Genomic DNA, 25,713 nt, shown 5'->3' on the forward strand with positions numbered 1-25,713 from the left:
TTTTGGTCTGTGTTGTTTCATCCGACGATAACAGGAGCCGGTATCTACATACGAGCAATACCGGCGCAGAGAAGTTCGACCAGTCGTCGATACACCCGATCCGGGTCGGTGCCGGCCGGTTGTCCCTCTACCGATTCGAGGATGCAGAAGCCGTGCAGCGCACTGCGAAGAGACCACGCCGCCTGCTCCGAATCATCCGGGCTCAGACCGTATCCCGCGATCACCTTGTTGATGACGTCGACCACCTCGCCGACGGCGGAGACCAGATCGGGATGCGGAGCAGTGGGGTAGCGGTCGGTGATGGCGTAGAGCCCGGGGTGTACTCGGACGAACGCACGCCATGCGTCCGCGAGCGCCATGACGGCGTCGTCGCGCGAGAGACCGACCGCGGCGGCACGCAGTTGTTCGGCGAGAAGGCTGCGTGCGAGGAGGCTGAGTTGATGGTGGACGTCGTCGACCCCGTCGACGTGTTTGTACAGCGCTGACTGCCGGACGTCGAGGGTCTCGGCGAGTTGACTCAGTACCAGAGCGTCGGCGCCTTTGCTGTCGACCAGATCGGCTGCGGCAGCGATCACGCGTTCACGGGTAACCGGAGTTCTCATGCACGCATCTTCCCTGTATGACAGGCTTCGCGTCGGTGATACATTATCACCATGAGTGATGAAGTATCGCCACGCGAGCCGTCCGGCGATCAACTACGCCGTCGTGACCTGCGCGTAGTCGTCACCGGTGCATGCATCCTCGGGTTGACCTCGGTGCTCTACGAACTCTCAGGAGTGTCTCCGTCGACGGGTGCATTCTTTCGGTGTCTCTATGCGCTCATCCCTCTCGGCATGCTCGTGCTCGTTCAGCGTCGTCGGTCACCCCGGCCTTCGATCTCGGCGCCCTGGATCGTGAAGTCTCTACTTGCCGGCGCGTTCCTCGGAATCGATCTGGTGCTCTGGCACGAGTCGATTCATTCGATCGGGGCAGGTCTTTCGACTGTGATCCTGAATTTGCAGGTGCTGTTCGTCGCAATCCTCGGCTACGTTGTCCTGCGCCAACGGATCGGCCGGGAACTGGTCGCCAGCCTTCCGTTGCTCTTTGTCGGAGTTGCTCTGGTAGCCGGGACGAGCACAACGCTCACCGGGTCGAATCCTGCTGTCGGAGTGTCGTTTGCCGTGATCGCCGCAGGCGCGTACGCGGTCTACATCTTCCTCATGGGTCTGGCTACTCGGGCGGCGGGCAGAACGGCGTTGCCGATGTTCGTCTCGACGGGAGCCACTGCCCTCACGGCAGGTGCATACGGCCTCGTGAGTGGAACTTTGGATCTGACCCCTTCGCTCGTAGCTCAAGGCTGGCTTGTGCTGCTCGCGTTGGTATCTCAGGTGATCGGGTGGCTGCTGGTAGCCAGCGCCAGTCAGCGTCTGCCTGCAAGTGCAGTCGCCGCCAGCCTCGTGTTGCAATCGGCGTCAGCACTGTTGTTCGGCGCAGTGCTGCTTGCACAGACCCCAACTCTTGTCCAACTTGCGGGTGCCGGAATGATTTTGGCCGGAGTGGTTGTGGCGACGCGGATACCCGCGAAGAAATCCTCGACGACTGTTGTCGGAAAACGAATGGAGACAAGCGTATGACCACGGCGGCTGACCACATCTACATCAACGGCGACATCAGGGCCATGGACGGTGCGGTCGGCGATAACGCCACCGCTGTGGCAGTCAAGGACGGCAGATTTGTCGCCCTCGGAACTGACGCCGAGATCTCGGCGCTGACCGATTCCGAAACCTCCGTTGTCGATCTCGCCGGAGCGGTGGTTGTGCCGGGGTTCATCGAGACGCACCTTCATCCGATGATGTGGGGTTTGATGCTCAGTGGGGTCGACGCAACGACGAATACGTGCCCGACCATCGAGAAGTTGATCACGGCGTTGGCCGCGCGGGCCGCGATCACACCACTTGGCGAGCCCATCGAAGCGTGGGGCTTCGACGACAGCCTCGTGGCGGAAGATCGAGGCCTGACCGCGGTTGATCTGGACAAAGCTTCCACCGATCATCCGATCCTGGTGCGGCACTTGTCTGCTCACGGAATCTATGTCAACTCGGTCGCACTGGAGAAGGCCGGAATCGATGCCACCACGGTCGATCCGGAAGGTGGTGTCATCGTTCGAGACAGCGACGGTGTACCCACCGGTGAACTGTGCGAGGTTCCGGCAATGTCTCTGGTGCACGGACTTGTTCCGGATATGAACCCGGACGCGTCCAAGATCGCGATGCTGCGGGCGCAGGAAGTCATGGCGTCGGTGGGCGTGACGAGTTTCCACGACATGTACGTCACGGCCGAGATGTACGAGGCGTACCGGCAACTCGACGCCGATGGTGACTTGAGGCTGCGTGCGCGCCTCTATCTCGGCCACGGGGTTCACGATCAGTTGGGTGAACTCGCCGATTCGACAGACCGAGTTCGTGTGGGCGGCGTCAAACTCATTTCGGACGGGTCGATTCAGTTGCACACCGCTGCGCTGACCGCGCCGTACCACGATCTGGGCGGATGCCACTGCGGCGGAATGGCAATCCCGGCAGGTGCGCTCGGGGCACTCGTCGAGGAACATCACGCCGCCGGCCGACAGGTTGCGATTCATACCAACGGTGATCAGGCCATCGATTTTGCATTGGACGCAATTGCAGCGGCACGGACGGCGCACCCGGACATCGAAGTTTCGCATCGCCTCGAGCACGTTCAGACGTTGCGGGAAGATCAGATCGCGCGGATGGTCGAACTCGGGGTGGTGGCGTCGATCTTCGTGAACCACGTCTACTACTGGGGTGACCGGCACCGCGATCGTTTTCTCGGACCGGGTCGCGGCGAGCGGATCAGCCCCGTGGCGTCGGTCGTGGCGGCGGGGCTTGCCTACGCGCTGCATTGCGACTGCCCTGTCACTCCAGTGAACCCGCTCTTCACGATGAACACCGCCGTACATCGTGTGACGCGAGAAGGTCATGTTCTGGGTGCGGAGCAACGGGTTTCCGCGTCCGAGGCGCTGGCCGGCTACACAAGCGCAGCCGCTCGTCTCACCGGTGAGTCATCGGACAAAGGTCGGATAGCGGTGGGACTTTTGGCGGATTTTGTTGTGCTCGACGGAGATCCGCTGCGCAGCGAATCGACAGACTTGAAAGAACTGTCGGTCCTGCGCACGGTTGTCGGAGGTGAGACCGTCTTCGGGGCGTAGATGCTCGTCGTTTTACCTTGGGATTGGGTGCCGGTAGTCAACTCCTTACCGGCTTCGCAACTGTAGATGCACGTGGGCCGGGGAGCGAATTTGCTTCCCGGCCCACAGCTTTGGATGCAGAACGGGCAGTCGCGATTCGATGGTCGGACAAAGTTATTGGTGGAGTGCTGGTTTCGGAGCGCGCGAGAGTTTGTCCTGGCCGGCCGATCCGGCGGGGCGCAGCGATCGATGGCGCCCGTGTCCGTGGCGCTAGTGGACGAAATGCGGGGGTCTCGAAACGGCTCGATCCTTCTGTTTGCTCGAGGGTCGCTGTTCTCGGCGAGTTCGTTCGTGGATTCCCGGACATACCAAGAGTAGCTAGAACTTGTTCTTGTTTGGATCGGAATGAATCGCCCGTTCGATCGCAGAACACTTTTTGGTAAATAGTTGCGATGCACAGCTAACTATTTCTAACGGTACTGGTCAGGGTGCAGAATTAGCCCTTGAGGGATGTCGAAATTCCTTCTGAACGTTTGACCAGTAAAACCGCCACAAAAGCTGATACGTGTGATAAAAATTGATCCGAAGCGGAGCGGTTGCTATGTATGAGCGAGGGCATGCACAGCGTCACGGTTCGGCTCGCAAGCTTTCTGCAACATGTTTGGCACCGATGGCGGATGTACCTCGTTCCGCCATCTCTTCACCCAATGCCCGGCAACGGGACAGACGAAATGAGTCTTCACATGCCTCGATTTTTCCCGGTCGGGGACGGACGAGAATCCCGTCTCCCCCGGCGCGCCACTGCTGTGTTGGCGGCTCTGCCGGCTGCACTGCTCCTCGCGACCTCGGGTGCGCTGCTTGCACCTGGTAGCGCCGCGGCCGCCCCGGGCGACGACATCACTGACCAGTGCCTGGAGATGTCCCAGAACGGTGGACCCTGGGTGAAGCCGGCGGCCTTCGATCCCAGTGGAACCGACTACATCCCGATCCCCGGTGACGAGGGCACGCAGTTGGCCTTCAACGTTCGTAATGTCTGCGACCTTCCTGCCACGCTCACTCTTTTCAGTGAGAGCTGGTCCGTCTCGGGCGGCGGCACTGCGACAGTGCGGGGCAAGCTCGACGGCCAGGTCGGCCAGCAGTTCGTGATCGGGCCGAATGCGAATTCGTCGACGCGGATCGAGCTGGTGAAAACGCCTCTCGCACAGAACGCCAACGTGATGGCTGGTTTCATGATTGGCATCCCTGCCGGCGAAGTTTTGCAGGGATACGAGATCAACCCCGGGTGGGGTCTCGTCCTGGTGGAGGGCGAGCCCGTCGTTGTTGCTCCCAGTGCGCCGACCGGTTTGACTCTGGGTTCGGCCGAAGTAGAGGCGGGCACACCCGTCAAGGTCTCCGGCAAGGCAGAGCCGAACAGTACCGTCACCGTGACCGGAGGCGGCGCCACCTGCACCGCCACCGCGGATACGAGTGGGAACTTCAGCTGCAACCTGACGATCACCACGCCCGGCAGTCATCCGATCACCGCCACTGCGACAAATGAGGGTGGGACCAGCCCGGCCTCTACCGCGGTGACGGTGAAGGTCACGGCGAAAACCACCGATCCAGGTGGCAGCAGCAGCGGTTCGCTCGGAAGCAGCACCGGTTCGCTCGGAAGTCTCGACCTGTTCGGCAGCCTCGGCGGATAACCACTCCGGCCCAACCGGCCACTTAGACCTCGCGATGCGCGGGGCGATCTCGACCATCGCCGCGCATCGCCAGCCTTCCCGGCCACCGAATTCAATTCGGCGGCTTCAATTCCCATGCCCCTTCCCGGGGCTGTTTCACCGGAGTGCACATCCGCACGGCCCGGGCTCAACCAAGCGCGTCGGATGTCCCGCCGCGAACTGCACAGGAGGAATGCCAGATGAACAAGACCACAAAGGGTGCGATCGCCGCAGGTGCGGCTGCTGTTCTGCTCGCAGGTGGTGCCGGAACCATGGCTGCGTGGAACGCGTCGACCGGCGCTGGCGGAAGCCAGACCGTCAATGCCGGCTCGATGACGATCAGCGAAGCGGCCGGCTCCGGCGTATGGAAGCTCGGCGCGAACACGTTCAACCCGGCCAGCGACAAAATTGTCCCCGGTGACGTACTCACCTACACCGCCACGTACAACTACACCCTCGTCGGCACCAACCTGAAGGCGACGCTGACACCTACCGTCGGCGGAATCTCCGGGGCTCTCGCGAGCAAGCTGGAGGTCGCGACTGCCGGTGGTCAGAACGCGAGCGTCTCCGCGGGCACTGGCACGCGCGATATCACCACGACGATCACGTTCAAGCCGGACACCACCAACACGGACGGCGCTGGCCAGGCAGCCACGCTGTCGGGAGCCTCGGTCACCCTCGAGCAGACGCTCACCCCGTAGTTAATCCGTAACCAGAAGAAGGTCACGTGAAGACCCAATACAAATGGGCGATCGCAGCGTCGTCGGTTCTGCTCATCGGGTTCGTCTCGGTGCAGCAGACCGGCGCGCTGTGGCGCGATACCGCAGAATCGACCGGCGGCACTATCCAGGCAGGCATGCTCGATATCTCTGCCGGCGGTGAAGGGGTCAAGCAGTTCAACCTCGATGGGTTCAAGTTGGACAACAAGGGCCCGGGCGACAACATTCAGATGCCTCTGCCGGTGATCAACTCCGGCAACGTGCAAATGAACTACGTGCTTTCCGATGTTGTACTCAACGGCGCGACCCCACCGCCGCTGAGCCTGCGCGTGGCCAAGGTAGCCAACGAGGCGGCCTGCACCGCCACTGGCGACGTGGGCACTGAGCTCTACAACGGTGCCATGGACGGCGCGGCCTTTTCCGAACAGCTGGTTCCGGCCGGGCAGATGCAGGTGTTGTGCCTGCGGGCCACGCTGGGCCAGGGCGCGGCAGCGAGCCAGCAGTCCAACGCGACGTTCACTTTCGACGCAAGCTCAGTGAGCCAGTCATGACCGTCACCGCGAGAAGCCGGCGTGCAGGCGAACGTGCCGAGTATCGACCCCGGCACAGCGCACACGTGGAAACATCTGAGCGGCAACATGATCCCGAACAAGGCGGAGACGACAAGACCACCCTATGGTGGTGGACTCGCACCATCGTCTCGTGGGTACTGCTGCTGCTGATGGTCGGCATTCTCGCGGTGATGGTCGTTATCCCTCGACTCACCGGCTCCACCGCGTACACGGTTCTCACCGGTTCGATGGAACCGACCATGCCCCCTGGCACGCTCATCGTGGTCAAGCCGACCCCCAACCAGGATCTGACCACCGGGGACGTGATCACGTTCCAGCCCGTCTCCGGCGATCCAGCGGTGGTCACCCACCGCATCGAAGGCATCTATTACACGGGGGAAGGGGAGCGTCGCATCCACACTCGCGGCGACAACAACCCCGTCGCCGACTCGTGGTCGCTGGTGCCCGAGCAGATCCGTGGTCGGGTCATCTACTCGGTGCCGTATCTGGGCCGGGTGAACTCGGTGATCAACGGGCAATCGCGTTCGATTCTCACCACAGGCGTAGCTGCGGGCCTGGCTGTATATGCCGTGTGGATGGTCGTCAGTGGCATCCGCGACAAGCGGGGCAAGGCCGGTGACGACGAAAGTGGCACAGACCCGACTCTTTCCGGCCCTGAACTCGGCGCGCCGGTATTGCCCGCCGATCCATCGGCACCAACCTCCGAATCGAAATAGGACAGCAGAATGTCTACAGAACAGAAATCGGGCGGCGACGCGCGTCTCGGGGCGCGGATGCGAAGCCGTCTGGGCGAGACCGGTTGGATACGGACCCGGGCCGTGCTCTCACTGGGCATGGTCCTGGGCCTCGGAGCGGTCGGCACGATGGCGGCGTGGTCCGACAGCGCTACTGCGACCACCGGCATGTTCAGCACTTCGTCGGTCCAGCTGAAAGTCGACAACCAGCGGCCCGCACACCAATTCACCGAACTCAAGCGCAACAGCATGCTGCCAGGCCAGAGTGAGGCCGGGGCATTGACGGTTCAGAACACCGGAACTGCCAACTTCCAGTGGGCGGTATCGGCAACGGCCACGGGTTCGTCCGCGCTGATCGGGAAGCTCAAGGTTTCCCTACATCAGACCGGCGCCAACGACGGCAGTACCTGTTCAGGACCGATCATCGGGACGCAGCAAGCGTTCTCCGGGAACCCGACACTCGTCTCTGGCCGATCACTCGCTGCCGGTGTTTCGGAGCAGGTGTGCATCAAGGTGACCGTCGATTCGACCGCGGGTCAGACGGAGCAGTTCAAGATCGCCGATCTGGGCTTCAACTTCACCGCAACGGGGCAGTGATCATCGCGATGGACAGCACCGATGAGGAGGTGAGCGTGGGACGCAGTCGTGGCAAGGAAATTGCCTTGAATGTGGCTGCGGTCGCCGGGCTCATCTGCATAATCGCCACTCTCGCGTCCCTGATATTCGGGATCAGACCACTGGTGTTTCGCTCGGGTTCGATGGAACCTGCAATTTCCACCGGTGCGCTGGCGCTGGCGAAGACCGTGCCTGCAACTGAATTGGCTGTCGGCGACGTGATCAGCGTCGACAACGACCAAGGCGTGCGCATCACCCACCGCGTGGTCGAACTCGAATCGGCAGGAGCGGACACCGTGCTCGCCACGCTCAAGGGCGATGCCAACAATGTGGCTGATCGACTGCCCTACACCATCACCGAGGCCGACCGAGTGTTCATCAGCGTCGGCGGGCTCGGCTATGTCGTTGCTTGGCTTTCCAGCCCGCTCGCAACCTTCCTTGGCGGCGGATTGGTAGGCGCGGTGCTGGTCATCGCATTTGGACGAACTAAAGACCGGCGTCTGGAGAATGCCCGCGCCGCCACTACAAATGACGCCCGCGTCGATGCTGACGAAACCTGCGGGGAGCTTCAGGAGGCTCATAATGATTGAAATGCGACGGGCTAGCACCCGCATGAAGTCGCTGCGGTCGTTGATCGCTGTCGGCGGCGCTGCTGCAATGGCTTTCGGTCTGGCTCAGGCCACTGGGACGTTGGCAAATCCAACTGACGTGGTCAATTCGACTGGCGCACAGGTGGCGACGGGCAACTTCTATCCGACGCCGCTGACCGCAAGTATCGGGTGCTCGACCTCAGGTTCTGTCACGAGCCAGCGTGGAAACCCCTATTGGAGCGCTGTACCCGGGGCAACGGGTTACAAGGTCGAACTGATGAACAGAAGTAACAACACCGTCAAGGACACAAGGACCTTCACCGCTACGCAACTTCAGTGGTCGAGCGTATCTGACTCGGATCGCTCGGGACTTTACATCAGGGTCTACACCATAAATGGCCCGATGACCTCGTCGGGATATACAACCGGCGCCGGCATGTCTTTCAAAGACTGGGTTAGTGGTCGCACCGCGTGCGAGGGTAGTTCGAGCACAAGCAAGCCAAACCAGGCTTGGGAGAACGTCTCCACCTGGGATCCGAGCACCCCGGCGCCGAACGGCGCGAACCCTCTGAGCAGGATGCAGGCCGAAGCGATGGTTGCGACCGAGCCGGAAGCTGTCGAGTCGGAATCGACCACCTCACAAGCTCCGTCGACGAGCGAGACCGCCTCTCCGACAACGCCTACCGAGCCGACGAGCACAACCGAGGCCCCGACCACCACGACGACACCGAACACGACGACACCGAACACGGCAACCTCGGCACCGACTACGCCGGGAACCACGTCGCCGGAGACTTCTCCGACAGCGGACCCGAAGCCGGTGCTTACTGACACAGTCGAGAATGGTGGTCTCACCGGAGGCTGGACCGCGGGTGGAAACAAGGTTGCGGTCGTCGACGCCGACGGCAACGAACTCGCAAGCGGCCGTGTCGAATCGGGTTCCACTCTGCACTGGTACAACGGCCAGTTGTGGATTGTGGGGGCAACCGAGGTCTACCGCATCATGGAGTCGCCGCAGGACGGCACGTGGAAGTTCTACAAGGACAGCGGGCAGAACATGCCTGACTTCGGGTAGCGGCTCATCACTCGACCTCTCGACTGTGCCCCCGGGTCTCCGGACCCGGGGGCGCGGCCAACAGTTTGTTGATCGGTGCGAGATCGAAATAGTCACGCCATGCCACAATTTTCGAGTCCATGATCTCGAAGATTCCCATGACCGGCAGGACTACGTGTTTGTCGCCGAGGTCGAATCGGTCGGTCCGTTCGTTGAGTACGGTCGCACCGTTGGCGGACTGGTGATGAATCGTGAATTCGATCCCACCGAAGGCCGAGATGAAGCCTTCCAGGAAAGTCAGGATCTCGACGCGTCCGACGATCGGTTCCATCGGAATATTATGGTAAACAGCATCTTCACTGAAATACGATGCGATTGTCTCGGCACTACCGAGCTTCCACTCGGCGCAGAAGGCAGTGACCAGTTCTTCGGGGCTCATGGTGTGACCTCACGACAGGGTGAGACGTTCAGGTGCAAGCTTTGATGGCGGCGCACGAACATGCTGGGGACCCAACGAGGCGGGAATTCGGGGTCGACTGTGACATGCGCACTGTTTTCGAGAAGTACGGCGATGGCGGTCTTTGCTTCCAGGCGAGCCAGCGCGGCCCCGACACAAAAATGGGCTCCTTTGCCGAAGGCGAAATGCGCTCGGGGATTGACTCTGTCGAGGTTCATCACCTGTGGTTCGACGAACGACTCGGGGTCGCGGTTCGCCGAACCCCACAGCAGTATGAGATGACTGCCGGCGGGTAGTGCCAATCCACCGAGTGTCGTGTCCGCGTTGACATGTCGGTGATGTCCGCGAAAGGGTGACTCGAGCCTGAGCGTTTCTTCCAGGAACGCGCCCACGAGTAGAGGGTCCTCGCGCAGCTGCGTCTGCATCTCAGGGCGCTCGGCGAGCAACCGTGCAGAGTTGGCGATCAGTCCGGCGGTCGATTCGCCACCCGCACCGACGAGTTGCACCAACATGAGCACTGCCACGTCTTCGCTGAGTTCGCCTGCGTCACAGCAACGGACGAGGTCTCCGAGTAGATCATCCACCGGGTGAGCCCGTGCCTCACGAAATTTGCTGTAGAGGTACCCGGTGAGTTCGGCCGCCGAGGTGACGACGCCTGTCAACCGTTCTGCGGTCACGATGCCGCTGAGAAGTTCGGTGCTGTCGTACGACCACGCCAGCAATTGGGGGACGTCGTGTGCCGGCAGGCCGATCAGCGTGGCAACCATCTGCAGCGGCAGCGTGTCCGCTACCGACGTGACCCATTCGATCCGTCGACCGTCGAAGCCGTTGTCCCACAACTGCTGCGTGTACTCGGTCATCACCGGCTCGAGTGCTCGTATACGTTTGGCGACCAGTGTCGGCAAGACAAGTTTGCGCTGGTGTTGATGGTCGGGCTCGTCGGCAGTCGCGAGAACGTGAACAGCTTGGCCGCCGCCGTTCATGTCGAATGTCATTGCCGAACCGTCCGGTGTACGAACCAGCACGCCGGTGAGGTTGTTGGAGAAGTCGTCGGTACGGGAAACGGCTTCGGTGACCAATTCCCACGTGGACACCAGATAGAAGTCGGTATCAGGAATGCGGTACACGGGGTGCTCGCGCCGGAGTACGTCGTATAGCGGGTACGGGTCGTCGATGTTCGACGGCAGGAAAGGGTTGATGTCGAGCGTCGATGGTGTCACGAAGGGAAGATGTCACGGCCGTCGAGGAGAAGTCAACAGGTGGAAAATGCCTCTGAACTGGCATTTTGAGAAAATCTCACGCACTTCAACCCCCTCGTACTTCTCCCAGGTCAGAGGCTCGCGGCCTTCCGTAGCCTTGAGATTTCTGATTGAATCTGTCTCAGAGTGAGACGAGGTGACGGAGAGTGACCGGTGCAAACGAGCGCCGCGCCGCCGACTGGTTGGCCGGCGGTAACCGCCGTGAACTCGCAACCGAGCGCATCTTCGCGGCTGCGGCAGAGTTGATTCGAGAACAGGGATTCGATCGGTTCAACGCCGACGACGTCGCTGCCCGCGCAGGCTGTTCGAGGGCAACGCTCTACCGCTACGTAGGTGGCAAGTCCGCGATCCGCGAGGGGTTGTTGTCACGAGGCGCGGCATCCGTGGCGAGCAAGGTCGCGACTGCCGTCGAATCACTGCACGGCGACGAGCGCATCGTGGAGTCGATCCTCGTCGCCGTCGACGCGATCAGATCCGACGCTGCCATGAGCCACGGCCTTGCGGCAGCGCGGGCCAACGGAATCGACGAGTATCTCGTGTCCTCGCCGTTGCTCCCGCGTACTGCACTGGAACTTGCAGGATTGGATCCTGAAGGTCAAGAGTCGCAGTGGGTGGTTCGGATCGTGTTGATGCTGTTGGCATGGCCTCTTGCAGACAGGGCCGCCGAACGAGGGATGGTCGAGTCGTTCATCTACTCCTGAGCGGGATTCCGTGTTCGTGAACGGTGCATCGGATCGTCGCTGCTGTAGACGGTTCGGTTCATTGCTTCATTCCTCGGCTCGGTACTCTGAGCTTGTCCGCTGCCGCGAAGGAGAGAGTCACGATGGTCGTACGCAGGCCCCGCGACCGTAAGCAGCAGATTCTTGCGGCTGCAGGTGAGCTTTTCCGTGAGCACGGTTATCACAACGTGTCTGTCGCTCAGGTGGCTGCTGCAGTTGGAATCACGGCACCTGCGCTCTATCGGCACTTCAAGAACAAGCCGGATCTCCTTTACGCCGCAGTCAACGCAGGCATCGAATCGCTCTACGATCGGGTCGCAGGTGCCGAGGATCTGAAAACACTGATCACCGAACTTGCGGCATCGGTGTCCAAACGTCGGGGTCTGTCGCTCCTGTGGCAGCGAGAGGCACGCTATCTGCCTGACGAGCAACGCGAGGAAATGCGTTCGACCCTCAAGAGTGCAGCTTCGCGCGATGCAGTGCTGATCCGAATTGAGCGTCCCGACCTCGACGAGGAAGACAGCTATCTGCTCGCCTGGGCTGTCATCGCAGTCTTCAACAGTGTGTCTTCGCATCGAGTGTCCTTGCCGAGGCGTCAGATGGAACTGCTGCTTGTCGAGTTGGCAGACCGCGCTGCATACGCGGAACTGGGTCGCTCAGAAGTGAAAGTCGTGGCGGCAACGGGTCACCTGCCCGTTGTGATACCCAGACGTGAACTCTTGTTGACCGAAGCAATTCGGCTGTTCGACGAGCGTGGATATCAAGCAGTCAATACCGAGGACATCGGTGAGGCTGCAGGAACGACAGGCCCGAATGTGTACAACCACTTCGATGCCAAGATCGACCTGCTGATCTCCGCGGTCTCGAGGGGCGGCGAGCGTCGCCGGCTCGGCGTTGCACAGGCTCTCGGCGCCGCAACCGGCCCGGAGGACGCGCTGTCCGGATTGCTTGCCGCACATATCGATTTCGCGATCAACGAGCGTCATTTGATCGGGTTGTTGATCAGCGAACTCGACCAATTACCGGACAAGTTCCGCCGCACGTGTGAACAGAATCAACGTGAGTACGTCGCGCTATGGGTCAAGATGCTCGAAGAAGTCCGTCCGGGCCTCGAGTCCGCCACCGCCAGGATCACCGTCAATGCCACTTTGACAGTTGTGGAGAACGCCGTCCGAATCGGCCGGCTTCGCCGTCGCGACGACCTGTCGGACAGACTCTTCGAGATCGGCTGCGCCCTGCTGCTGGGCGCATGAAAAATTCGGGTAAGCGCCACGGGCGGCGGATCGACTCACGAAACTGATCGGAGACGTCATGCGTTTCGACGCAACAGAACTGACGATCGAGGAGCTTGTTCTTCAGGCTGAAGTGCGGGAGTACCTCGACAAGCGACTCACCCCCGGTACCTACTCGCTCGGACTCGGGATGGCCGGGGCGGTGGATCCGGTGTTCTCGCGAGATCTGGGTCGACGTGGGTGGCTCGGCATGTCGCTGCCGAAGGAATACGGCGGGGGCGGACGGTCAGCAGTGGATCGATTGGTCGTCGTCGAAGAACTTCTCGCGCGGGGAGCGCCGGTCGGCTATCACTGGATCGGAGACAGACAGTCGGGTCCGAGCATCGCCGCCAACGGCACGGAAGAACAGAAGCGGTTCTTCCTTCCCGGTATCGCGAGCGGTGAGTTCTCGTTCTCGATCGGGATGAGTGAGCCCGACTCGGGTTCGGACCTGGCATCGGTGCGCACTCGCGCCGAACGTGTCGATGGTGGCTGGAAAGTCAACGGCACCAAGATCTGGACCACCGGCGCCTTCCACGCCACACACATACTCGCCCTGCTTCGAACCTCGGCAGACAAGCACAACGGACTCACTCAGCTGATCGTCGATCGCGACAGCGAGGGCCTGACCGTCTCACCCATTCCGTTCATCGACGGTAGTGAGGACTTCTGCGAGGTGTCGTTCCAGGATGTTTTCGTGCCGGATTCGCGTCGCCTCGGAGACGTCGGAGCGGGCTGGGGACAAAACACCGGTGAACTCGCACTCGAGCGAGGTGGCGTCGACCGTTGGATGTCGCTGATGCCGGTCCTCGAGAACTTCGCGGCCAACCAAGCAGCGCAAGGCGGTCCAGTTGCCCTCGCCGATCTGGGCTCGATTACCGCACGCTGCTGGGCTTTTCGCGGGATGTCGCTGTCCATCGCACGGATGGTCGACGCCGGTCGCTCGCCGGTCACGGAGGCCGCGCTGATCAAGGAGATGGCAACACGCTTCGAACAGGACTGTGTTGCGACCGTCGCGCGGCACCTCGGCCGGGCTCCGGACCTTGCATCCGACGATCCGTACGAGTCGCTGCTCGCCCGGGCCGTGCTGGTGGCGCCGTCGTGGTCGATTCGCGGCGGTACCAACGAAATTCTCCGCACCGTGATCATGAAAGGGTTGGACCGATGAATTCGGGGTCACAGATCAACGCGAACACATTCGACGCCGACCTCGAATCGATGGTCGAGCAATTTTTCGCCGAGAAGTCCGGCACCGAGGTGGTAGCGCAGGCGGAGATCGGCGGTCTGCCCGCCGGATTATGGAGCGCGGCAGTCGAACTAGGGTTACCTCTGGTCGGTCTTCCCGAATCGGTTGGTGGTTCCGGTGGCTCGCTCCTCGACGCCGTGACTGTCCAGCGCGCGGCGGCGAGGCACGCTGCGCCGCTGCCGCTCGCCGAGACGTACCTCGCGGGCAGGCTGGCAACAGCGGGCGGGTTACCCGTGCCCTCCGGAATCGCAACGGTCGCCCCGGGTTCGCCGCGCGACGATGTGCGCCGGACCGACGACGGTGTCCTCTCGGGAACCTTTCACGACGTGCCGTGGGGTAGCGCTGCATCAGTGCTGGCAGCAGTTCTCGGTGATCGCGTCGTACTCCTTGACATCTCCGACGCCGAGATCGGTGGCGGGACGGATCTTGCGGGGCAACCGCGTGAGAGCCTGACGTTCTCCGAAGCGCGGACCATTGACGGCGACAACCCGGTCGATGCCCGGATTCTCAGCAAGCTCGGCGCGTTCTTGCGCTCGGTGCAGATGTCGGGAGCGATGGAGTCGGCGTCGACGTTGACCCGGCGCTATGTGTCCGACCGGGTGCAATTCGGTAGGCCCGTCGCGCAGTTTCAAGCAGTCCAGCAGCATATCGTGACGCTTGCTCAGATGGCTTCGATGTCCACGCTGGCCGTCGATCGCACTGCACATGCACTCATCAGAGGCGACGCCGACTTCGAAGTGAGCGCAACCAAATTGGTGGTTTCGCAGAATGCGCTCGTGAGCGTCCGCGCCGCCCACCAGGCACACGGTGCAATCGGCATGACCCGCGAATACCGATTGCAACAACTGACGCGTCGACTGCACGCCTGGCGATCGGAGTTCGGCGACGAAGTCGCGAGTGCGACGCAACTAGGAGAGGCCGTAGCGGCGTCGCCGTCACTGCACCGCTTGATCACCGACCCAGAACCGACATTGAAGCTGTAATCCTGACCGTCGTAAAGGATTACGTTGCGTTGCAACGAAGATCGCGCTTCAGCACCTTGCCTGCTGCCGACAGCGGCAATGCATCGACGAATTGGAAGGTGCGCGGAGATTTGTATCCGGCTATCAGCGTTTTCACGTGAGCGCGCAGTTCGTCGGCGTCGGCGTCGAAACCATGCCGAAGGACGACCACGGCATGGACACGCTCGCCCCACTGGGCATCGGGCAGACCGATCACGGAACAGGCCGCGACGGATTCGTGTTGTGCCAGAGCGTTTTCGACCTCGGTTGAGTAGACGTTCTCGCCACCGGTGACGATCATGTCCTTGATGCGATCGACGATGAACAGGTAACCGCGGGCGTCGAGGTATCCGGCGTCGCCGGTATGCATCCACCCGCTGCGGAGCACTTCTGCGGTCTCCTTCGGTTTGTTCCAGTATCCGAGCATGACGTGGCTGCCGAACGTGACGATTTCGCCCACCTCGCCGGGTGGGAGTTCCGAGCCGGCCGGGTCGACGATTTTCAGTTCGCAGTGAGGGAGTGCGCGACCAGCGCTGCGGAGGAGGTCACCACCTTCGAGGTGATCGGCTGGACTCAGCATGCTGATGTGCGCGGTTTCAGTCATCCCGTAGCCCTGAGCGAAGGAACTGTTGGGGAACATTTGCATGACCTGTCCGAGAAGCGTCGGAGATATGGGCGAGGCGCCGTATCTCAGGATCCTGACGCTGGACAGATCGTAGGTGGTTGCGTCTTCGCCCGTTTCGTTTTTGTGGGCGACCAACATCTGGAGCATTGTCGGCACCAGACCCACGGTTGTCGGGCGATAGCGGTCCACGGCCTCGAGGAACGTCCGTGGGCTGAAGTTCGGTACGAAGACCTGAGTTCCACCCATCAGCGACTGAGCCAACCATCCGACTATCCCGGCAATGTGAAACAGAGGGTTCACCGCGAGGTTCGTTCCGTTGCTGATTGCCACGCCGCCTGCCGCGAGAGTGCCCAGCGCCGAGGTCATCAGCGCTTGATGGCTGATCATCACGCCCTTCGGCACTCCGGTGGTCCCGCCGGTGTAGAGGAGTAGTGCAAGCGTGTCGCCGCCGACGCGCAGATCGTCGACCGGAATCGCCTCCGCGATCACCTGTTCGTAGTCGAGCATTCCGTCCGGAACTCGGTCGTTGCCGCAGTAGACGACAGTGGTCAGGCCTGGACACGCCTCGCGAAGGGTAGATCCGACGGAAGCAAAATTCTCGTCCACGAGTAATACCGTCGACCCTGAATCTTCCAGGGCGTATGTGATTTCCGCCGTGCTCCAGCGAGAATTGACCGGACTGGCCACTGCTCCGAACCACCAGCAGGCCAGGAGCGCCTCGTGGTAGTAGTCGGAGTTCGATGCCAAGATCGCGACTCTGTCACCGGTGCGCAGGCCTAACGTCTGCAGCCCGCCCGCGAGCCTCTTGATCCGGTCGACCGATTCGCGAGACGTGCGCACTCGGCCATCGGAGATCGTCATCACCGCTTCGGGCGACGCTCGTAGGGATCGGTGAACGAATTGAGTCAGCTGCATGCGATTCCTCCTGCGAGTGTGCGGCGAGTGCTCTGACTCGGATCAGTTCCGGCACTGATGCTATTGGCCTGACAATTGCCCTCACTCACCGCCTGAAATCATGCCCCACTCCGGTGCAATCTAGACGATTGTCCAGTTAACTCTGACGATTCCATCCTGCCGTGGGGTGATTTCTGCGAGAGTGTCGAACATGCGAGCAATCCTGGTAGCCGGTATGAGTGCGTTCGTGGCGGTCGTCTCGGCGCCCTCTGCCGGCGCCGAAACGACTACGAACCAAGTGCGCTCGTTTTCCGAGACCACGTCAGTCGGGGTCCACAATTCCTACGAGAAGGCGACGTTTTCGTACTTCGCCGACGCTTTGGATTCCGGGGCGTCGTTGCTCGAGCTGGACTTGTGGACCAACGGAGGCGGTCCGGACTGGCGTGTGTCGCACATGAATCCGGTGGCGAGCGAGAGCAACTGCGTCGGCGCTCAGGACGCATCCGGGTTGCGAAGCGGTCTACGAGATCAGGGATTCCGCGGATGCCTGGCAGATATGCGGGCGTGGCACGAGGCCAATCCCGAGCATCCGCCGGTGATGATCAAGTTGGAAATCAAGGACGGGTTCACTGCCGGGTACGGACGTGGGCCCGCGGATCTCGACGCCCTGATTCTCGGGACTCTCGGAGACGCGGTTTTCACGCCGGCCGATCTGATGGGGGAGTCCTACTCCACCCCGGATGCCGCCGTCACCGAGCGTGGATGGCCGAGCAATTCCGAAATGACCGGGAAATTTCTGTTCGAGCTGATTCCGGGAACGATCGAGGAGGGAAACCCGCTCGACACGGAGTGGACCGACCGGCAGTACGCGACGCACTTGCGAGATCTGTCCGCTGCCGGACTCGTCCAACTCGGCGCCGCCTTTCCCGCTGTTCACCGGGCGTCACCGGGAGACCCACGAATCGACCGTTACGCCGACCCGGGCATCCGTCCGTGGTTCGTGATTTTCGACGGTGACGCTCTCGACTACACCGCGGGAGTCGTGGATCCGAGTTGGTACCACGAACGGGGGTACCTCCTCGTCATGACCGACGCGCACAAGGTCGCTCCGCAGATCGACGGAACCCATGCCTCGGAAACCGAGGCGAGCGAGCGTCTCGACCTGTTGGCCGGTGAGCACGCAAGTTACATCACCGCGGACTGGTCGAGGTTGCCGAACGTACTGTCCACCGTGGTGCCGCGTCGGTGATTTTCGAATGGCCGGATCGTGACGAGCGAGATCTGACGGGCGGCAATTCTCAGGAACAGGGTGCAGGATGGGTTCATGCGCACTGTCACGTGGAATCCCGAAGTCTACGGCCGCTATTCGGGTGAGCGGTCACGCCCGTTCGTGGACCTGGTGTCACGGGTGGCCACCGAAGACCCGACGCGGGTAGCCGACCTCGGCTGCGGATCAGGCACCCTGACCGCGATGCTCGGGGAAAGATGGCCGGACGCCTCGGTATCCGGATTCGACTCGTCTCCCGAAATGGTCGCGCAGGCCCCTACAGACCTACCGGGAAACGTCACCGTCGAGTTGGGGGACATCATGTCCTTCGACGCCACCGGTTACGACGTGGTCGTCAGTAACGCTGCATTGCAGTGGGTTCCGAGCCATCGCGAGCTGATCGACCAGTGGGCGGACACCCTGGAATCCGGATCGTGGCTGGCGTGGCAGGTGCCGGGTAACTTCGATGCTCCGTCCCACGCGCTCATGCGAGATCTCGCGGAATCAGCGGAATGGAGTGAGCGACTGGGTGGCGTCCTACGCGGCCCGGAAGGCGTCGACAGTCCAGTTCAGTACGCGCAGCGTCTCCAAGAACACGGATTCGACGTCGACGCCTGGGAAACGACGTACGTACACGTGCTGGCAGGTGCCGACCCGGTGCTCGGATGGGTACGGGGGACGGGGTTACGACCCGTGCTCGACGTTCTCGGCGAAGCTGACGCTCCGGAGTTCGAGCGTCAGTATTCCGATCTGCTGAGGGAGGCCTACCCCGCAACAGCCGCCGGAACGCTCTTTCCGTTCCGGCGGGTGTTCTGCGTCGGACGCAAACGGTAACTACTCGGCTGGGTTGCGGTCAGCCGATCACTGCGCCGTGACAAAGCCTTCCGAGACCAGCCAGTCGCGGGCCACGTCCGCCGGCTCCTTGCCGTCGACGTCGACCTGCCGGTTGAGCTCGGTCATCACCTCGTTGGTCAGTCGCTCCGAGATCGGTGCCATGACTTCTGCTACCTGCGGATGTGCTTCCGCGAAGTCCTTTTTCATCACCAGTGCCGGATTGTATTTCGGGAAGAACTGGAGATCGTCGTCGAGCAGAACGAGATCGAGTGCGATGATGCGACCGTCGGTGGTGAACACCTCGCCGAACTTGCACTGATCGCCATCGGCTGTCGCCTGGTAGATGATGCCGGTCTGCAGGATCTGGCGTTGGGCACGAGAGGCGTCGAAACCGTATTTCGCTGCCAGGCCGGGATATCCGTCCTGGCGGACGTTGAACTCGGTCTCGACGCACGTCACCGCAGCTCCGGGATCGGATTCGACCAACTTCGCGTAGTCGGAAACGGTCTTGACACCGGTCTTCTCAGCGGTCTCCTTGCTCATCGCCAATGCATACGTATTGTTCATCGGCGCCGGATCGGTCCACACCATGTCGTTCGCAGCAAGGTCCGCATCGCGGACGGCCTCGAACTGCGCCTGCGAATCGGGAAGCGGTGTCTCGTTGCCGAGGTAGTTGATCCAGCCGGTTCCGGTGTATTCGTACGCAAGATCGATCTGGCCGTTCAACTGTGCGTCACGGGTGCTGTTCGAGCCCTGGATGTTCGTGAGGTCTCGAACATCCGCGCCCGCAGCGGCCATCGCGAATTCGATGACGTACCCGAGCACGATCTGCTCGGTGAAGTCCTTGGAGCCGACGGTCATCTTCACACCCTCGAGCTCCGGAACCGGCTCGATGCTGCCGGGGCCGACGGCCAGGGGCAGTGCGCCACCGGACTCGAGACCACACGAAGCGACAAGTGTGAGGCCGATCGTGGCAACCGCGAGTTTCCAGCCCCACGTTCTGGTGATCGAAGTCTTGGTCATCGCAATCCCTTGGGCCCGAGATAAGTTTCGGCGAGCGCGCCGAGCCAGTCGATCAGCAAGGCCAACGACACCGCCAGTACGGCACCGACCACGAGGGTGACGTTGTCGCGGAGCTTGTATCCGGTGTCGATCAGAATGCCGAGTCCGCCGGCACTGACCAGGAAGCACAGCGTCGCGGTACCGACGGCCAGAACGAGCGAAGTACGCAGTCCCGCAAGGATGTACGGGACGGCCATCGGGAACTCGAGTTGACGTAGGACCGTGAGCGAAGACATTCCCTGCCCGCGCCCCGCATCGATCAAGGTCTTGTCCACTTGCTGGTAGCCGAGGATGGTGTTGCGCAGCACCGGAAGCAACGAATAGAACGCGATGGGAAACACGCCGATCCAGAAGCCGGTCGTTCTTGTCGCGAGATAGAACAGCACGAGCAGGCCGATGGCAGGCGCTGCGGCTCCGATGTTGGCTATTCCCACGAAGAACGGTGCCAGGCGGGTGAATTTCGGCCTGGTCAGCAGGGTTCCGAGTGGAACCGCGATGGCGACGACGATGATGACCACGGCGGCGGTGATCAGTACGTGCTGCCAGGTCAGAGTGACGATGTTGTCGAGGTTGATGCTCGCCTTCTGCGTCGCGTTGAGATCTCGGCTGAATGCCCAGATCAACACGCCCGCAACCAGGATCAGGACGATGACCGGCTGCACATACAGTCGCATCCGTTCCGCACGGCGCGTGGCGGCGTTCTCGGCCGCACCCAGATCGGGGGCGTCCGGTTCCATCTCAGGCGCGGAGACGCGCTCCTCTGTCGTGGCAGTCATGTTCAACCCTCGACGTTCTCGGTGTCTGGCTCTTCGTCGTGGTCGTGCGCATGCTCCTCGCGCATTTCGGAAAGATGGCTGACCAGTGTGTCGATGGTGATGAGACCGACGTACTCGCCACGCCGTCCGGTGACCACGGTGGACGCATTGCTCTCTGCGAGAAGAGCTTCCAAAGCATCCTGCAGGGTGGACTGGATGGACACGGCTTCGCCGATCTCGTTACCGACACCTCGAAGAGTCGACGCATGGGCGAGGTGGCCGGGCGAGACCCAGCGAAGCGGCCGTCCGCGCTGATCTAGAATCAGGGCCCACTTCCACTTACGCGCTGCGAGTGCGGTTCTCAAATCATCCACCGAATCGGTTTCGCGGGCGGTGAGGCACTGCTTGAGTTTGATCTGGCGCACGCGTGTCAGGGTCAGCTGCTTGAGCGAGGCGTCCGCCCCGACAAATCCGGCGACCATGTCGTTTGCGGGATTGGCGAGAATCGCTTCCGGAGTGTCGTACTGCATGATGCTGGACTGATTGCCCAGCACGGCAATACGGTCACCGAGTTTGACTGCCTCGTTGAAATCGTGCGTGACGAAGACAATGGTCTTACCCAACTCCGACTGCAGACGCATCAGTTCGTCCTGGAGCAGGCCGCGGGTGATCGGATCGACGGCACCGAAAGGTTCGTCCATCAACAGCACCGGAGGATCGGCAGCCAGCGCCCGCGCCACGCCCACACGCTGTTGCTGCCCGCCGGACAATTGGCGAGGGTAGCGGTCGCGATAGGTATCGGGATCGAGGCCTACGAGGTCGAGCATCTCGTCGGTGCGCGCTGCAATACGTTTCTTGTCCCAACCGATCAGACCCGGGACAGTCGCGACGTTCTTCGCAATCGTGAAGTGCGGGAACAAGCCTGCCTGCTGGATCGAGTACCCGATGCCACGGCGGAGCTTGTCCGGGTCGATCGACAGCGCGTCCTTGCCGTCGATGGTGATCTTGCCGGAGGTAGGTTCGATCAGGCGGTTGATCATGCGCATCGTCGTCGTCTTGCCGCAACCCGAAGGTCCGACGAAGACCACGATTTCACCGGCCGGAACAGTCAGCGAAACATTGTCCACCGCTGCAGCTTTCTGGCCCGGGTACCGCTTGGTGACGGACTCCAGGACGATCTCGACCCCGGATACCTTCTGATCTGTGGATACGTCAGACGGAATGGTTTCAGTCATTGCAGCCCCTTCGAAGTAGTGAGACGACCGATGACGACGTAGATTCCGTCGAGAATCAGAGCGAGAATGACGATCAGTACGGTGCCGACCAGCGCTTGCGGAACAGCATTCGGGCTACCGACACGCGAGAGTCCGGAGAAGATCAGGTTTCCCAGACCAGGGCCTTTGGCGTACGCCGCGATGGCGAGGATGCCCATGAGCATCTGTGTACTGACCCGCATGCCGGTGAGGATCGACGGCCACGCGATCGGTAGCTCGATTCGACTCAGTACGTGCATGCGATTCATTCCGACACCGCGGGCTGCGTCCGTGATCGCCGGGTTGACTGCATCCAGACCGATGATCGTGTTCCGAATGATCGGGAGCAGGGCATACAAGATCAACGCGGTGATCGTGGGAGCGACGCCGAGACCGAGAATCGGAATGAGCAGTCCGAGGAGGGCGAATGAAGGAACCGTCAGGATCGTGCTGGCCAACGCCGTAGCGATGGAGGATCCCGCCGGGCTCCGGTAGACGAGAATGCCGATGATCACGGCGGCAATCGTCGCGATGATCACGGACTGGATAACTGCTGAAACATGTAGGTACGAGTCGGTCATCAATTGTTGTCGTCGTGCAACGACAAAATCCCATAGGGCGCCCATATTTCCGAACCCACTTTCTTCGGACTTCTGCTCGCTCGAACGTCTTCCCTCGACACCGACCGGCGCACAAGGGCTTTCCCCGCAGCCTCCGTAGGCCGAGGGGTTTCCCTCGACTGTCGTCCAAAAACTGAGATACTGCAACTAATTCCGATTGCAGCGTGTCGGATGTTGTTCTGGACGTGAGATTTTGCGAGACGCGGGTATGTACCCACTGCGGGCAGAGTTGAAACGCGCTGTAGATGGCAAAGCGGGAGAGTTCCGCAGAACTCTCCCGCATTGCTTGATTTGTCCGAATTGTCCTCAGGCCCAGCTGAGCGCATCCTCATCGGAGAGGCGCGGCAGACGATCGAACCAGGGGTTCTCACCGGGATGGCCGATGTTCACCACGAGGATCGTCTTGAAACGTCCGTCTGCGAAGAATTCGCCGTCGATGCCGTCGGCGTCGAACCCGGCCATCGGGCCGGCGACCAGACCCTGTGCGCGAATCGCGAGGATCACATAGCCGGCCTGAAGTGCGGCATTGAACCGACTCGTCGAACTGGCGGCAGCCTCGTCGGATTCGAAGTAGTCCTTCATCTCCGGGCGAATGGGGAACAGGTTGGGGATGTGCTTGTAGAACTCGGTGTCCACCGCCAGTACGGCAACTGCAGGAGCGGCCTCGGTCTTGGCTTTGTTGCCGTCTGCCATGTGCTCGACGAGGCGTGCTTTGCCTTCCTCGGTACGGACGAACAGCACACGTAGCGGATTGGTGTTGGCCGCGGTCGGTGCCCACTTCGCGAGCTCCCAGATCGCAGTCAGTTCGTCGTCGGTCACAGGTTCGTTCGAGAAGGAGTTGGCGGTGCGAGCCGCAGTGAAGAGGAGCTCGCGGCCGGCTTCGTCGAGTTGCTGGGCGGTGAATGGGGTGGCTGCGTCGAGAGACATCGGGGGTTTCCGTTCCGTGGTAGCTCGACCGAGCATCACCCGGTAAAGCTAGTTGCTAGTAAAAAAATAGTGCCTACGGATACGTTAGCACTGTGGCTAGGATGGTGGGGTGGCAAGCAAGAGCGAAGCGGGACACGAGCCCCGCGCATGTGACGGGGCTCTGGCCCGCGCGTTCGGCTTCCTGGGCAAACGGTGGAACGGCGTCATTCTCGGCACGCTGCTGAACGGGCCGGCGGGATTCTCCGAACTCAAGCGCGCGGTGGGCGGGATCAGTGATTCGGTGCTCTCGGAACGCCTGACGGAGTTGGCAGGGGCAGGCCTGGTGACGAGGAGCGTCGATGCAGGTCCGCCCATCGCCGTGGAGTACGAACTCACAGCGTCGGGGCAGGCGCTGCTCCCCGCTCTCAGTGAACTGACAACGTGGGCCGCCGAAAATCTGCCACCCGAGAGTTGCTCGAACTGAGCGCTAGCTCGAACGGCAGTTCAGCGACTGCGCGGGTCCTGTTTCTGCCAGTTGATATTTCCTTACCGTTTTTCCCGGGCGATACTGGCCGAACATTTGTCGGTTCGGGGCTGCCTGGGGACGCCGGGTATGGCTTTTCGTGCTGCTGTTCGCATGGCTGAAGGAGAACGGCCGCCCGGTGTTCTCGACGACTCGACCTATCAATCGCCTGACGGACTTCGAAAATTCGGCCGGACGAAGTCGGAAGTGTGGTTCCGGAACAAGAAGGCATACAACGCCTCTCGGATTGACGACGCCGCGGTCGAGGCCGCAAACGGGTAGTTGGTGCGGGTGGCTGGGCAGATGTCGCCGCCACGGGTGGTGACGTGTCTGCGTTCGGAAGCGCAGACAGATTGGCCGGCATCTCAGGGTCTAGCGCCTGTGCCGCGAGATTCGGGCCGAGTCAGTGGAAATCTGCGCCGGCTGCGCAGGTACGACCGCAGGCTGCTGCGGGCCTTCTATCTGTCCGCGCAGCACAGTATCCGGCACAACGCTCAGTCGTAGGCTTTTTGTACCCGCAAACGGGCCGAGGGGCAGTGTCATACGCAGGCGGTTCTTGCGTTGGGAGGCGGAGACTGAACGTGTGGTGGGCGCTCCTCCGCGATAACGCGATCTATCAACTTGGACCGACTACCGCCGCTGCTGCGTGAGCGCCCTAGCGACTAACGCAGTGCGGTAGATGTATGTGCGCCGGGGGAGTGTGGCTCGTAGCGCTGAGAATCCACGGTGTTGAGACATGTCCGAGCCCGCTATGGTTTCCGGTGATGGACCGGCCGTCGATGCTGCCTGCACCCGAGGCCACCGCCGGCTGAAGGAGACAATACTGTGCTGCATCTGCGTGTCATCTCGCCGAGTGAGCGGACCGGAGATGTGCTGAACATGTTGGCCGCCGAACCTGGGGCTACTCATGTGACACTCGCACTCAGAGCCGCTGTCGATCCGCCGGGAGATGTGATCGAGGCCGATGTAGCCCGCGCATGCGCGAACGACGTGCTTGCCGCGTTGACTGCTCTGGACCTGGTGAGGGCTGGCGGTATTTCGTTCGAGCCGACGGGAACCATGCTGTCCTTCTCCGCAGAACGGGCGGACACTGCGGCCCCGAGAAGACCCGACGAGACAGTGGTGTGGGAGCAGTTGCTCGGTCAGGTGCGCGAAGGTGCCCGACTGACTCCGGCGTTCCTGGCCTTCCTGGTGATCGCGTTTTTGCTCTCGGCAGTCGGTGTTGCCACGGCGTCGCCGCTGACCCTGGTCGGTGCAATGGTGGTGGGGCCGGAGTTCCGGCCGCTGGCAGCGCTTTCAGTGGGTCTGGTACGTCGAGACAAAGATCTCGTGCGAAATTCGATTCGTACCCTCGCGATCTCGTTTCCGGCCGCGATGGCCCTCACCGGCCTGGCTACCTTGCTGTGGATTCGTCTGGGCTGGGTCGGAATCGGCGATGTCGAGAACGCCCGCGCATTCGACTTCATCTACGAGGTGGGGCCGTTCTCACTGGTGGTAGCACTGCTGGCGGGAGCGGCTGGCATGCTGGCAACGGTCACCTCTACCTCTACGGTCCTGGTGGGGGTGTTCATCTCGGTGACGACGGTGCCAGCTGCGGGATTGGCGGTCGTTGCGGTCTTCGCAGGTAAGTGGAATGTCGTGCTGAGTTCGCTGGCTCAGCTCGGTGTCAATCTGATCGGTATCGTGCTCGCTGGAGTAGTTGTGCTGCTGCTGTTCTCGTTGCCCCGATCCGGTCGCCAATGGAAATCAGTCACGCGCCGGGACGCCAGGCCGGGCACATCGCCGTAGGCGCCTGACCCACTGCCGGAACTGGACTTTCGAGGCTTCAGGCTGACAGCTGTCTTGCGGAT

General features: G+C 61.8%; 28 protein-coding genes and 1 pseudogene. 19 read left to right on the forward strand and 10 right to left on the reverse strand.

What is annotated here, in order from left to right; translation table 11 throughout:
- Positions 1-44 precede the first annotated feature (44 nt).
- Positions 45-602: a TetR/AcrR family transcriptional regulator gene (locus tag ASU23_RS08470; RefSeq protein WP_021332048.1), complete on the reverse strand. Its 558-nt coding sequence runs from the start codon at positions 600-602 to the stop codon at positions 45-47.
- A 51-nt stretch (positions 603-653) separates the two neighbouring features.
- On the opposite strand from ASU23_RS08470, the gene ASU23_RS08475 reads away from it, so the two are divergent.
- From ASU23_RS08475 to ASU23_RS08515, 8 genes are all read left to right on the forward strand, one after another.
- Positions 654-1,613: a DMT family transporter gene (locus tag ASU23_RS08475; protein ID WP_058037712.1), complete on the forward strand. Its 960-nt coding sequence runs from the start codon at positions 654-656 to the stop codon at positions 1,611-1,613.
- The gene (locus tag ASU23_RS08480; protein WP_058037713.1) at positions 1,610-3,205 is read left to right on the forward strand and encodes an amidohydrolase; all 1,596 of its coding nucleotides are present in this window, start codon (positions 1,610-1,612) and stop codon (positions 3,203-3,205) included. The genes ASU23_RS08475 and ASU23_RS08480 overlap by 4 nt, the downstream gene beginning before the upstream one ends.
- Before the next feature lie 722 nt (positions 3,206-3,927).
- The gene (locus ASU23_RS08490) at positions 3,928-4,869 is read left to right on the forward strand and encodes an Ig-like domain-containing protein (protein ID WP_003939877.1); all 942 of its coding nucleotides are present in this window, start codon (positions 3,928-3,930) and stop codon (positions 4,867-4,869) included.
- A gap of 218 nt (positions 4,870-5,087) precedes the next feature.
- Positions 5,088-5,588 carry an alternate-type signal peptide domain-containing protein gene (locus ASU23_RS08495; RefSeq protein ID WP_003939763.1) on the forward strand — a complete coding sequence of 167 codons (501 nt, stop codon included), beginning with the start codon at positions 5,088-5,090 and terminating at the stop codon, positions 5,586-5,588.
- Between the two features lie 26 nt (positions 5,589-5,614).
- Complete coding sequence (locus tag ASU23_RS08500; RefSeq protein ID WP_058037716.1) at positions 5,615-6,157, forward strand: hypothetical protein; 543 nt, start codon at positions 5,615-5,617, stop codon at positions 6,155-6,157.
- 65 nt (positions 6,158-6,222) lie between these two features.
- On the forward strand, positions 6,223-6,894 hold the full coding sequence (locus ASU23_RS08505; protein WP_253741254.1) for a signal peptidase I: 672 nt from the start codon (positions 6,223-6,225) through the stop codon (positions 6,892-6,894).
- 9 nt (positions 6,895-6,903) lie between these two features.
- Positions 6,904-7,509 carry a SipW-dependent-type signal peptide-containing protein gene (locus ASU23_RS08510; protein WP_021332053.1) on the forward strand — a complete coding sequence of 202 codons (606 nt, stop codon included), beginning with the start codon at positions 6,904-6,906 and terminating at the stop codon, positions 7,507-7,509.
- An 8-nt stretch (positions 7,510-7,517) separates the two neighbouring features.
- Positions 7,518-8,117: a signal peptidase I gene (locus tag ASU23_RS08515; protein ID WP_058037897.1), complete on the forward strand. Its 600-nt coding sequence runs from the start codon at positions 7,518-7,520 to the stop codon at positions 8,115-8,117.
- Positions 8,118-8,501: 384 nt separating this feature from the next.
- Here the strand turns inward: ASU23_RS08515 and ASU23_RS34770 are convergent, their stop codons facing one another.
- A complete protein-coding gene (locus tag ASU23_RS34770) occupies positions 8,502-8,951 on the reverse strand; it encodes a hypothetical protein (protein ID WP_253741256.1) in 450 nt (149 codons plus the stop codon).
- Here ASU23_RS34770 and ASU23_RS34775 point away from each other — a divergent pair.
- A complete protein-coding gene (locus ASU23_RS34775) occupies positions 8,938-9,192 on the forward strand; it encodes a hypothetical protein (protein ID WP_225320132.1) in 255 nt (84 codons plus the stop codon). The genes ASU23_RS34770 and ASU23_RS34775 overlap by 14 nt on opposite strands.
- Positions 9,193-9,199: 7 nt before the next feature.
- Here ASU23_RS34775 and ASU23_RS08525 read toward each other — a convergent pair whose 3' ends face one another.
- On the reverse strand, positions 9,200-9,610 hold the full coding sequence (locus ASU23_RS08525) for a limonene-1,2-epoxide hydrolase family protein (RefSeq protein ID WP_058037719.1): 411 nt from the start codon (positions 9,608-9,610) through the stop codon (positions 9,200-9,202).
- Complete coding sequence (locus tag ASU23_RS08530; RefSeq protein ID WP_058037720.1) at positions 9,607-10,848, reverse strand: cytochrome P450; 1,242 nt, start codon at positions 10,846-10,848, stop codon at positions 9,607-9,609. The genes ASU23_RS08525 and ASU23_RS08530 overlap by 4 nt, the downstream gene beginning before the upstream one ends.
- Positions 10,849-11,033: 185 nt before the next feature.
- Between ASU23_RS08530 and ASU23_RS08535 the strand changes: the two genes are divergently transcribed.
- The 4 genes from ASU23_RS08535 to ASU23_RS08550 all read left to right on the forward strand — a co-directional run bounded on the left by ASU23_RS08535 (position 11,034) and on the right by ASU23_RS08550 (position 15,106).
- Positions 11,034-11,588, forward strand: coding sequence for a TetR/AcrR family transcriptional regulator (locus ASU23_RS08535; protein ID WP_021332060.1), 555 nt, complete (start codon positions 11,034-11,036; stop codon positions 11,586-11,588).
- A 122-nt stretch (positions 11,589-11,710) separates the two neighbouring features.
- Positions 11,711-12,859, forward strand: a complete 1,149-nt coding sequence (locus tag ASU23_RS08540; protein WP_031330833.1) for a TetR/AcrR family transcriptional regulator — start codon at positions 11,711-11,713, stop codon at positions 12,857-12,859.
- A 58-nt stretch (positions 12,860-12,917) separates the two neighbouring features.
- Entirely contained in the window at positions 12,918-14,045 is a 1,128-nt protein-coding gene (locus ASU23_RS08545) for an acyl-CoA dehydrogenase family protein (protein ID WP_058037721.1), read from the forward strand.
- Positions 14,042-15,106, forward strand: coding sequence for an acyl-CoA dehydrogenase family protein (locus ASU23_RS08550; RefSeq protein ID WP_058037722.1), 1,065 nt, complete (start codon positions 14,042-14,044; stop codon positions 15,104-15,106). The genes ASU23_RS08545 and ASU23_RS08550 overlap by 4 nt, the downstream gene beginning before the upstream one ends.
- A 19-nt stretch (positions 15,107-15,125) precedes the next feature.
- Here the strand turns inward: ASU23_RS08550 and ASU23_RS08555 are convergent, their stop codons facing one another.
- Positions 15,126-16,664 carry a long-chain fatty acid--CoA ligase gene (locus ASU23_RS08555; protein WP_058037723.1) on the reverse strand — a complete coding sequence of 513 codons (1,539 nt, stop codon included), beginning with the start codon at positions 16,662-16,664 and terminating at the stop codon, positions 15,126-15,128.
- Between the two features lie 190 nt (positions 16,665-16,854).
- Between ASU23_RS08555 and ASU23_RS08560 the strand changes: the two genes are divergently transcribed.
- Both ASU23_RS08560 and ASU23_RS08565 read left to right on the forward strand, forming a co-directional pair.
- Positions 16,855-17,892 (forward strand): phosphatidylinositol-specific phospholipase C domain-containing protein, encoded by a 1,038-nt coding sequence (locus ASU23_RS08560; RefSeq protein ID WP_058037724.1) that lies wholly within the window; start codon positions 16,855-16,857, stop codon positions 17,890-17,892.
- A gap of 75 nt (positions 17,893-17,967) precedes the next feature.
- Complete coding sequence (locus tag ASU23_RS08565; protein WP_030535206.1) at positions 17,968-18,744, forward strand: trans-aconitate 2-methyltransferase; 777 nt, start codon at positions 17,968-17,970, stop codon at positions 18,742-18,744.
- A 27-nt stretch (positions 18,745-18,771) separates the two neighbouring features.
- On the opposite strand, the gene ASU23_RS08570 is transcribed toward ASU23_RS08565, so the two are convergent.
- The 5 genes from ASU23_RS08570 to ASU23_RS08590 all read right to left on the reverse strand — a co-directional run bounded on the left by ASU23_RS08570 (position 18,772) and on the right by ASU23_RS08590 (position 23,361).
- Positions 18,772-19,767: a glycine betaine ABC transporter substrate-binding protein gene (locus ASU23_RS08570; RefSeq protein WP_003939988.1), complete on the reverse strand. Its 996-nt coding sequence runs from the start codon at positions 19,765-19,767 to the stop codon at positions 18,772-18,774.
- The gene (locus tag ASU23_RS08575; protein WP_007731455.1) at positions 19,764-20,543 is read right to left on the reverse strand and encodes an ABC transporter permease; all 780 of its coding nucleotides are present in this window, start codon (positions 20,541-20,543) and stop codon (positions 19,764-19,766) included. The genes ASU23_RS08570 and ASU23_RS08575 overlap by 4 nt, the downstream gene beginning before the upstream one ends.
- A gap of 41 nt (positions 20,544-20,584) precedes the next feature.
- Entirely contained in the window at positions 20,585-21,796 is a 1,212-nt protein-coding gene (locus ASU23_RS08580) for an ATP-binding cassette domain-containing protein (RefSeq protein WP_007731456.1), read from the reverse strand.
- Entirely contained in the window at positions 21,793-22,440 is a 648-nt protein-coding gene (locus tag ASU23_RS08585; RefSeq protein ID WP_019745160.1) for an ABC transporter permease, read from the reverse strand. The genes ASU23_RS08580 and ASU23_RS08585 overlap by 4 nt, the downstream gene beginning before the upstream one ends.
- Before the next feature lie 300 nt (positions 22,441-22,740).
- Positions 22,741-23,361, reverse strand: coding sequence for a malonic semialdehyde reductase (locus ASU23_RS08590; RefSeq protein WP_007731458.1), 621 nt, complete (start codon positions 23,359-23,361; stop codon positions 22,741-22,743).
- Positions 23,362-23,470: 109 nt separating this feature from the next.
- Here ASU23_RS08590 and ASU23_RS08595 point away from each other — a divergent pair, with 109 nt between their 5' ends.
- The 4 genes and pseudogenes from ASU23_RS08595 to ASU23_RS08605 all read left to right on the forward strand — a co-directional run bounded on the left by ASU23_RS08595 (position 23,471) and on the right by ASU23_RS08605 (position 25,651).
- On the forward strand, positions 23,471-23,824 hold the full coding sequence (locus ASU23_RS08595) for a helix-turn-helix domain-containing protein (protein WP_007731459.1): 354 nt from the start codon (positions 23,471-23,473) through the stop codon (positions 23,822-23,824).
- Between the two features lie 153 nt (positions 23,825-23,977).
- The gene (locus ASU23_RS08600) at positions 23,978-24,145 is read left to right on the forward strand and encodes a hypothetical protein (protein ID WP_155277909.1); all 168 of its coding nucleotides are present in this window, start codon (positions 23,978-23,980) and stop codon (positions 24,143-24,145) included.
- Positions 24,146-24,171: 26 nt separating this feature from the next.
- Positions 24,172-24,513 (forward strand): annotated as a pseudogene (locus ASU23_RS33270) (transposase); the annotation flags it as partial.
- A 175-nt stretch (positions 24,514-24,688) separates the two neighbouring features.
- A complete protein-coding gene (locus ASU23_RS08605) occupies positions 24,689-25,651 on the forward strand; it encodes a DUF389 domain-containing protein (RefSeq protein WP_058037726.1) in 963 nt (320 codons plus the stop codon).
- The last annotated feature ends 62 nt before the right edge of the window (positions 25,652-25,713 follow it).

The organism is Rhodococcus sp. KB6, assembly GCF_001445685.1.
In the GTDB taxonomy this organism is placed as follows: domain Bacteria; phylum Actinomycetota; class Actinomycetes; order Mycobacteriales; family Mycobacteriaceae; genus Rhodococcus_F; species Rhodococcus_F qingshengii.

Bases quoted from the DNA above. Each gene is read 5' to 3' on its own strand.
- ASU23_RS08525 (WP_058037719.1), bottom strand. From the start codon at position 9,610: ATGAGCCCCGAAGAACTGGTCACTGCCTTCTGCGCCGAGTGGAAGCTC.
- ASU23_RS08575 (WP_007731455.1), bottom strand. From the start codon at position 20,543: ATGGAACCGGACGCCCCCGATCTGGGTGCGGCCGAGAACGCCGCCACG.
- ASU23_RS08470 (WP_021332048.1), bottom strand. From the start codon at position 602: ATGAGAACTCCGGTTACCCGTGAACGCGTGATCGCTGCCGCAGCCGAT.
- ASU23_RS08475 (WP_058037712.1), top strand. From the start codon at position 654: ATGAGTGATGAAGTATCGCCACGCGAGCCGTCCGGCGATCAACTACGC.
- ASU23_RS08490 (WP_003939877.1), top strand. From the start codon at position 3,928: ATGCCTCGATTTTTCCCGGTCGGGGACGGACGAGAATCCCGTCTCCCC.
- ASU23_RS08570 (WP_003939988.1), bottom strand. From the start codon at position 19,767: ATGACCAAGACTTCGATCACCAGAACGTGGGGCTGGAAACTCGCGGTT.
- ASU23_RS08495 (WP_003939763.1), top strand. From the start codon at position 5,088: ATGAACAAGACCACAAAGGGTGCGATCGCCGCAGGTGCGGCTGCTGTT.
- ASU23_RS08560 (WP_058037724.1), top strand. From the start codon at position 16,855: ATGCGAGCAATCCTGGTAGCCGGTATGAGTGCGTTCGTGGCGGTCGTC.
- ASU23_RS08580 (WP_007731456.1), bottom strand. From the start codon at position 21,796: ATGACTGAAACCATTCCGTCTGACGTATCCACAGATCAGAAGGTATCC.
- ASU23_RS08545 (WP_058037721.1), top strand. From the start codon at position 12,918: ATGCGTTTCGACGCAACAGAACTGACGATCGAGGAGCTTGTTCTTCAG.
- ASU23_RS08510 (WP_021332053.1), top strand. From the start codon at position 6,904: ATGTCTACAGAACAGAAATCGGGCGGCGACGCGCGTCTCGGGGCGCGG.
- ASU23_RS08550 (WP_058037722.1), top strand. From the start codon at position 14,042: ATGAATTCGGGGTCACAGATCAACGCGAACACATTCGACGCCGACCTC.
- ASU23_RS08600 (WP_155277909.1), top strand. From the start codon at position 23,978: ATGGCTGAAGGAGAACGGCCGCCCGGTGTTCTCGACGACTCGACCTAT.
- ASU23_RS08540 (WP_031330833.1), top strand. From the start codon at position 11,711: ATGGTCGTACGCAGGCCCCGCGACCGTAAGCAGCAGATTCTTGCGGCT.
- ASU23_RS08555 (WP_058037723.1), bottom strand. From the start codon at position 16,664: ATGCAGCTGACTCAATTCGTTCACCGATCCCTACGAGCGTCGCCCGAA.
- ASU23_RS08480 (WP_058037713.1), top strand. From the start codon at position 1,610: ATGACCACGGCGGCTGACCACATCTACATCAACGGCGACATCAGGGCC.
- ASU23_RS08565 (WP_030535206.1), top strand. From the start codon at position 17,968: ATGCGCACTGTCACGTGGAATCCCGAAGTCTACGGCCGCTATTCGGGT.
- ASU23_RS08585 (WP_019745160.1), bottom strand. From the start codon at position 22,440: ATGGGCGCCCTATGGGATTTTGTCGTTGCACGACGACAACAATTGATG.
- ASU23_RS08590 (WP_007731458.1), bottom strand. From the start codon at position 23,361: ATGTCTCTCGACGCAGCCACCCCATTCACCGCCCAGCAACTCGACGAA.
- ASU23_RS08515 (WP_058037897.1), top strand. From the start codon at position 7,518: ATGGACAGCACCGATGAGGAGGTGAGCGTGGGACGCAGTCGTGGCAAG.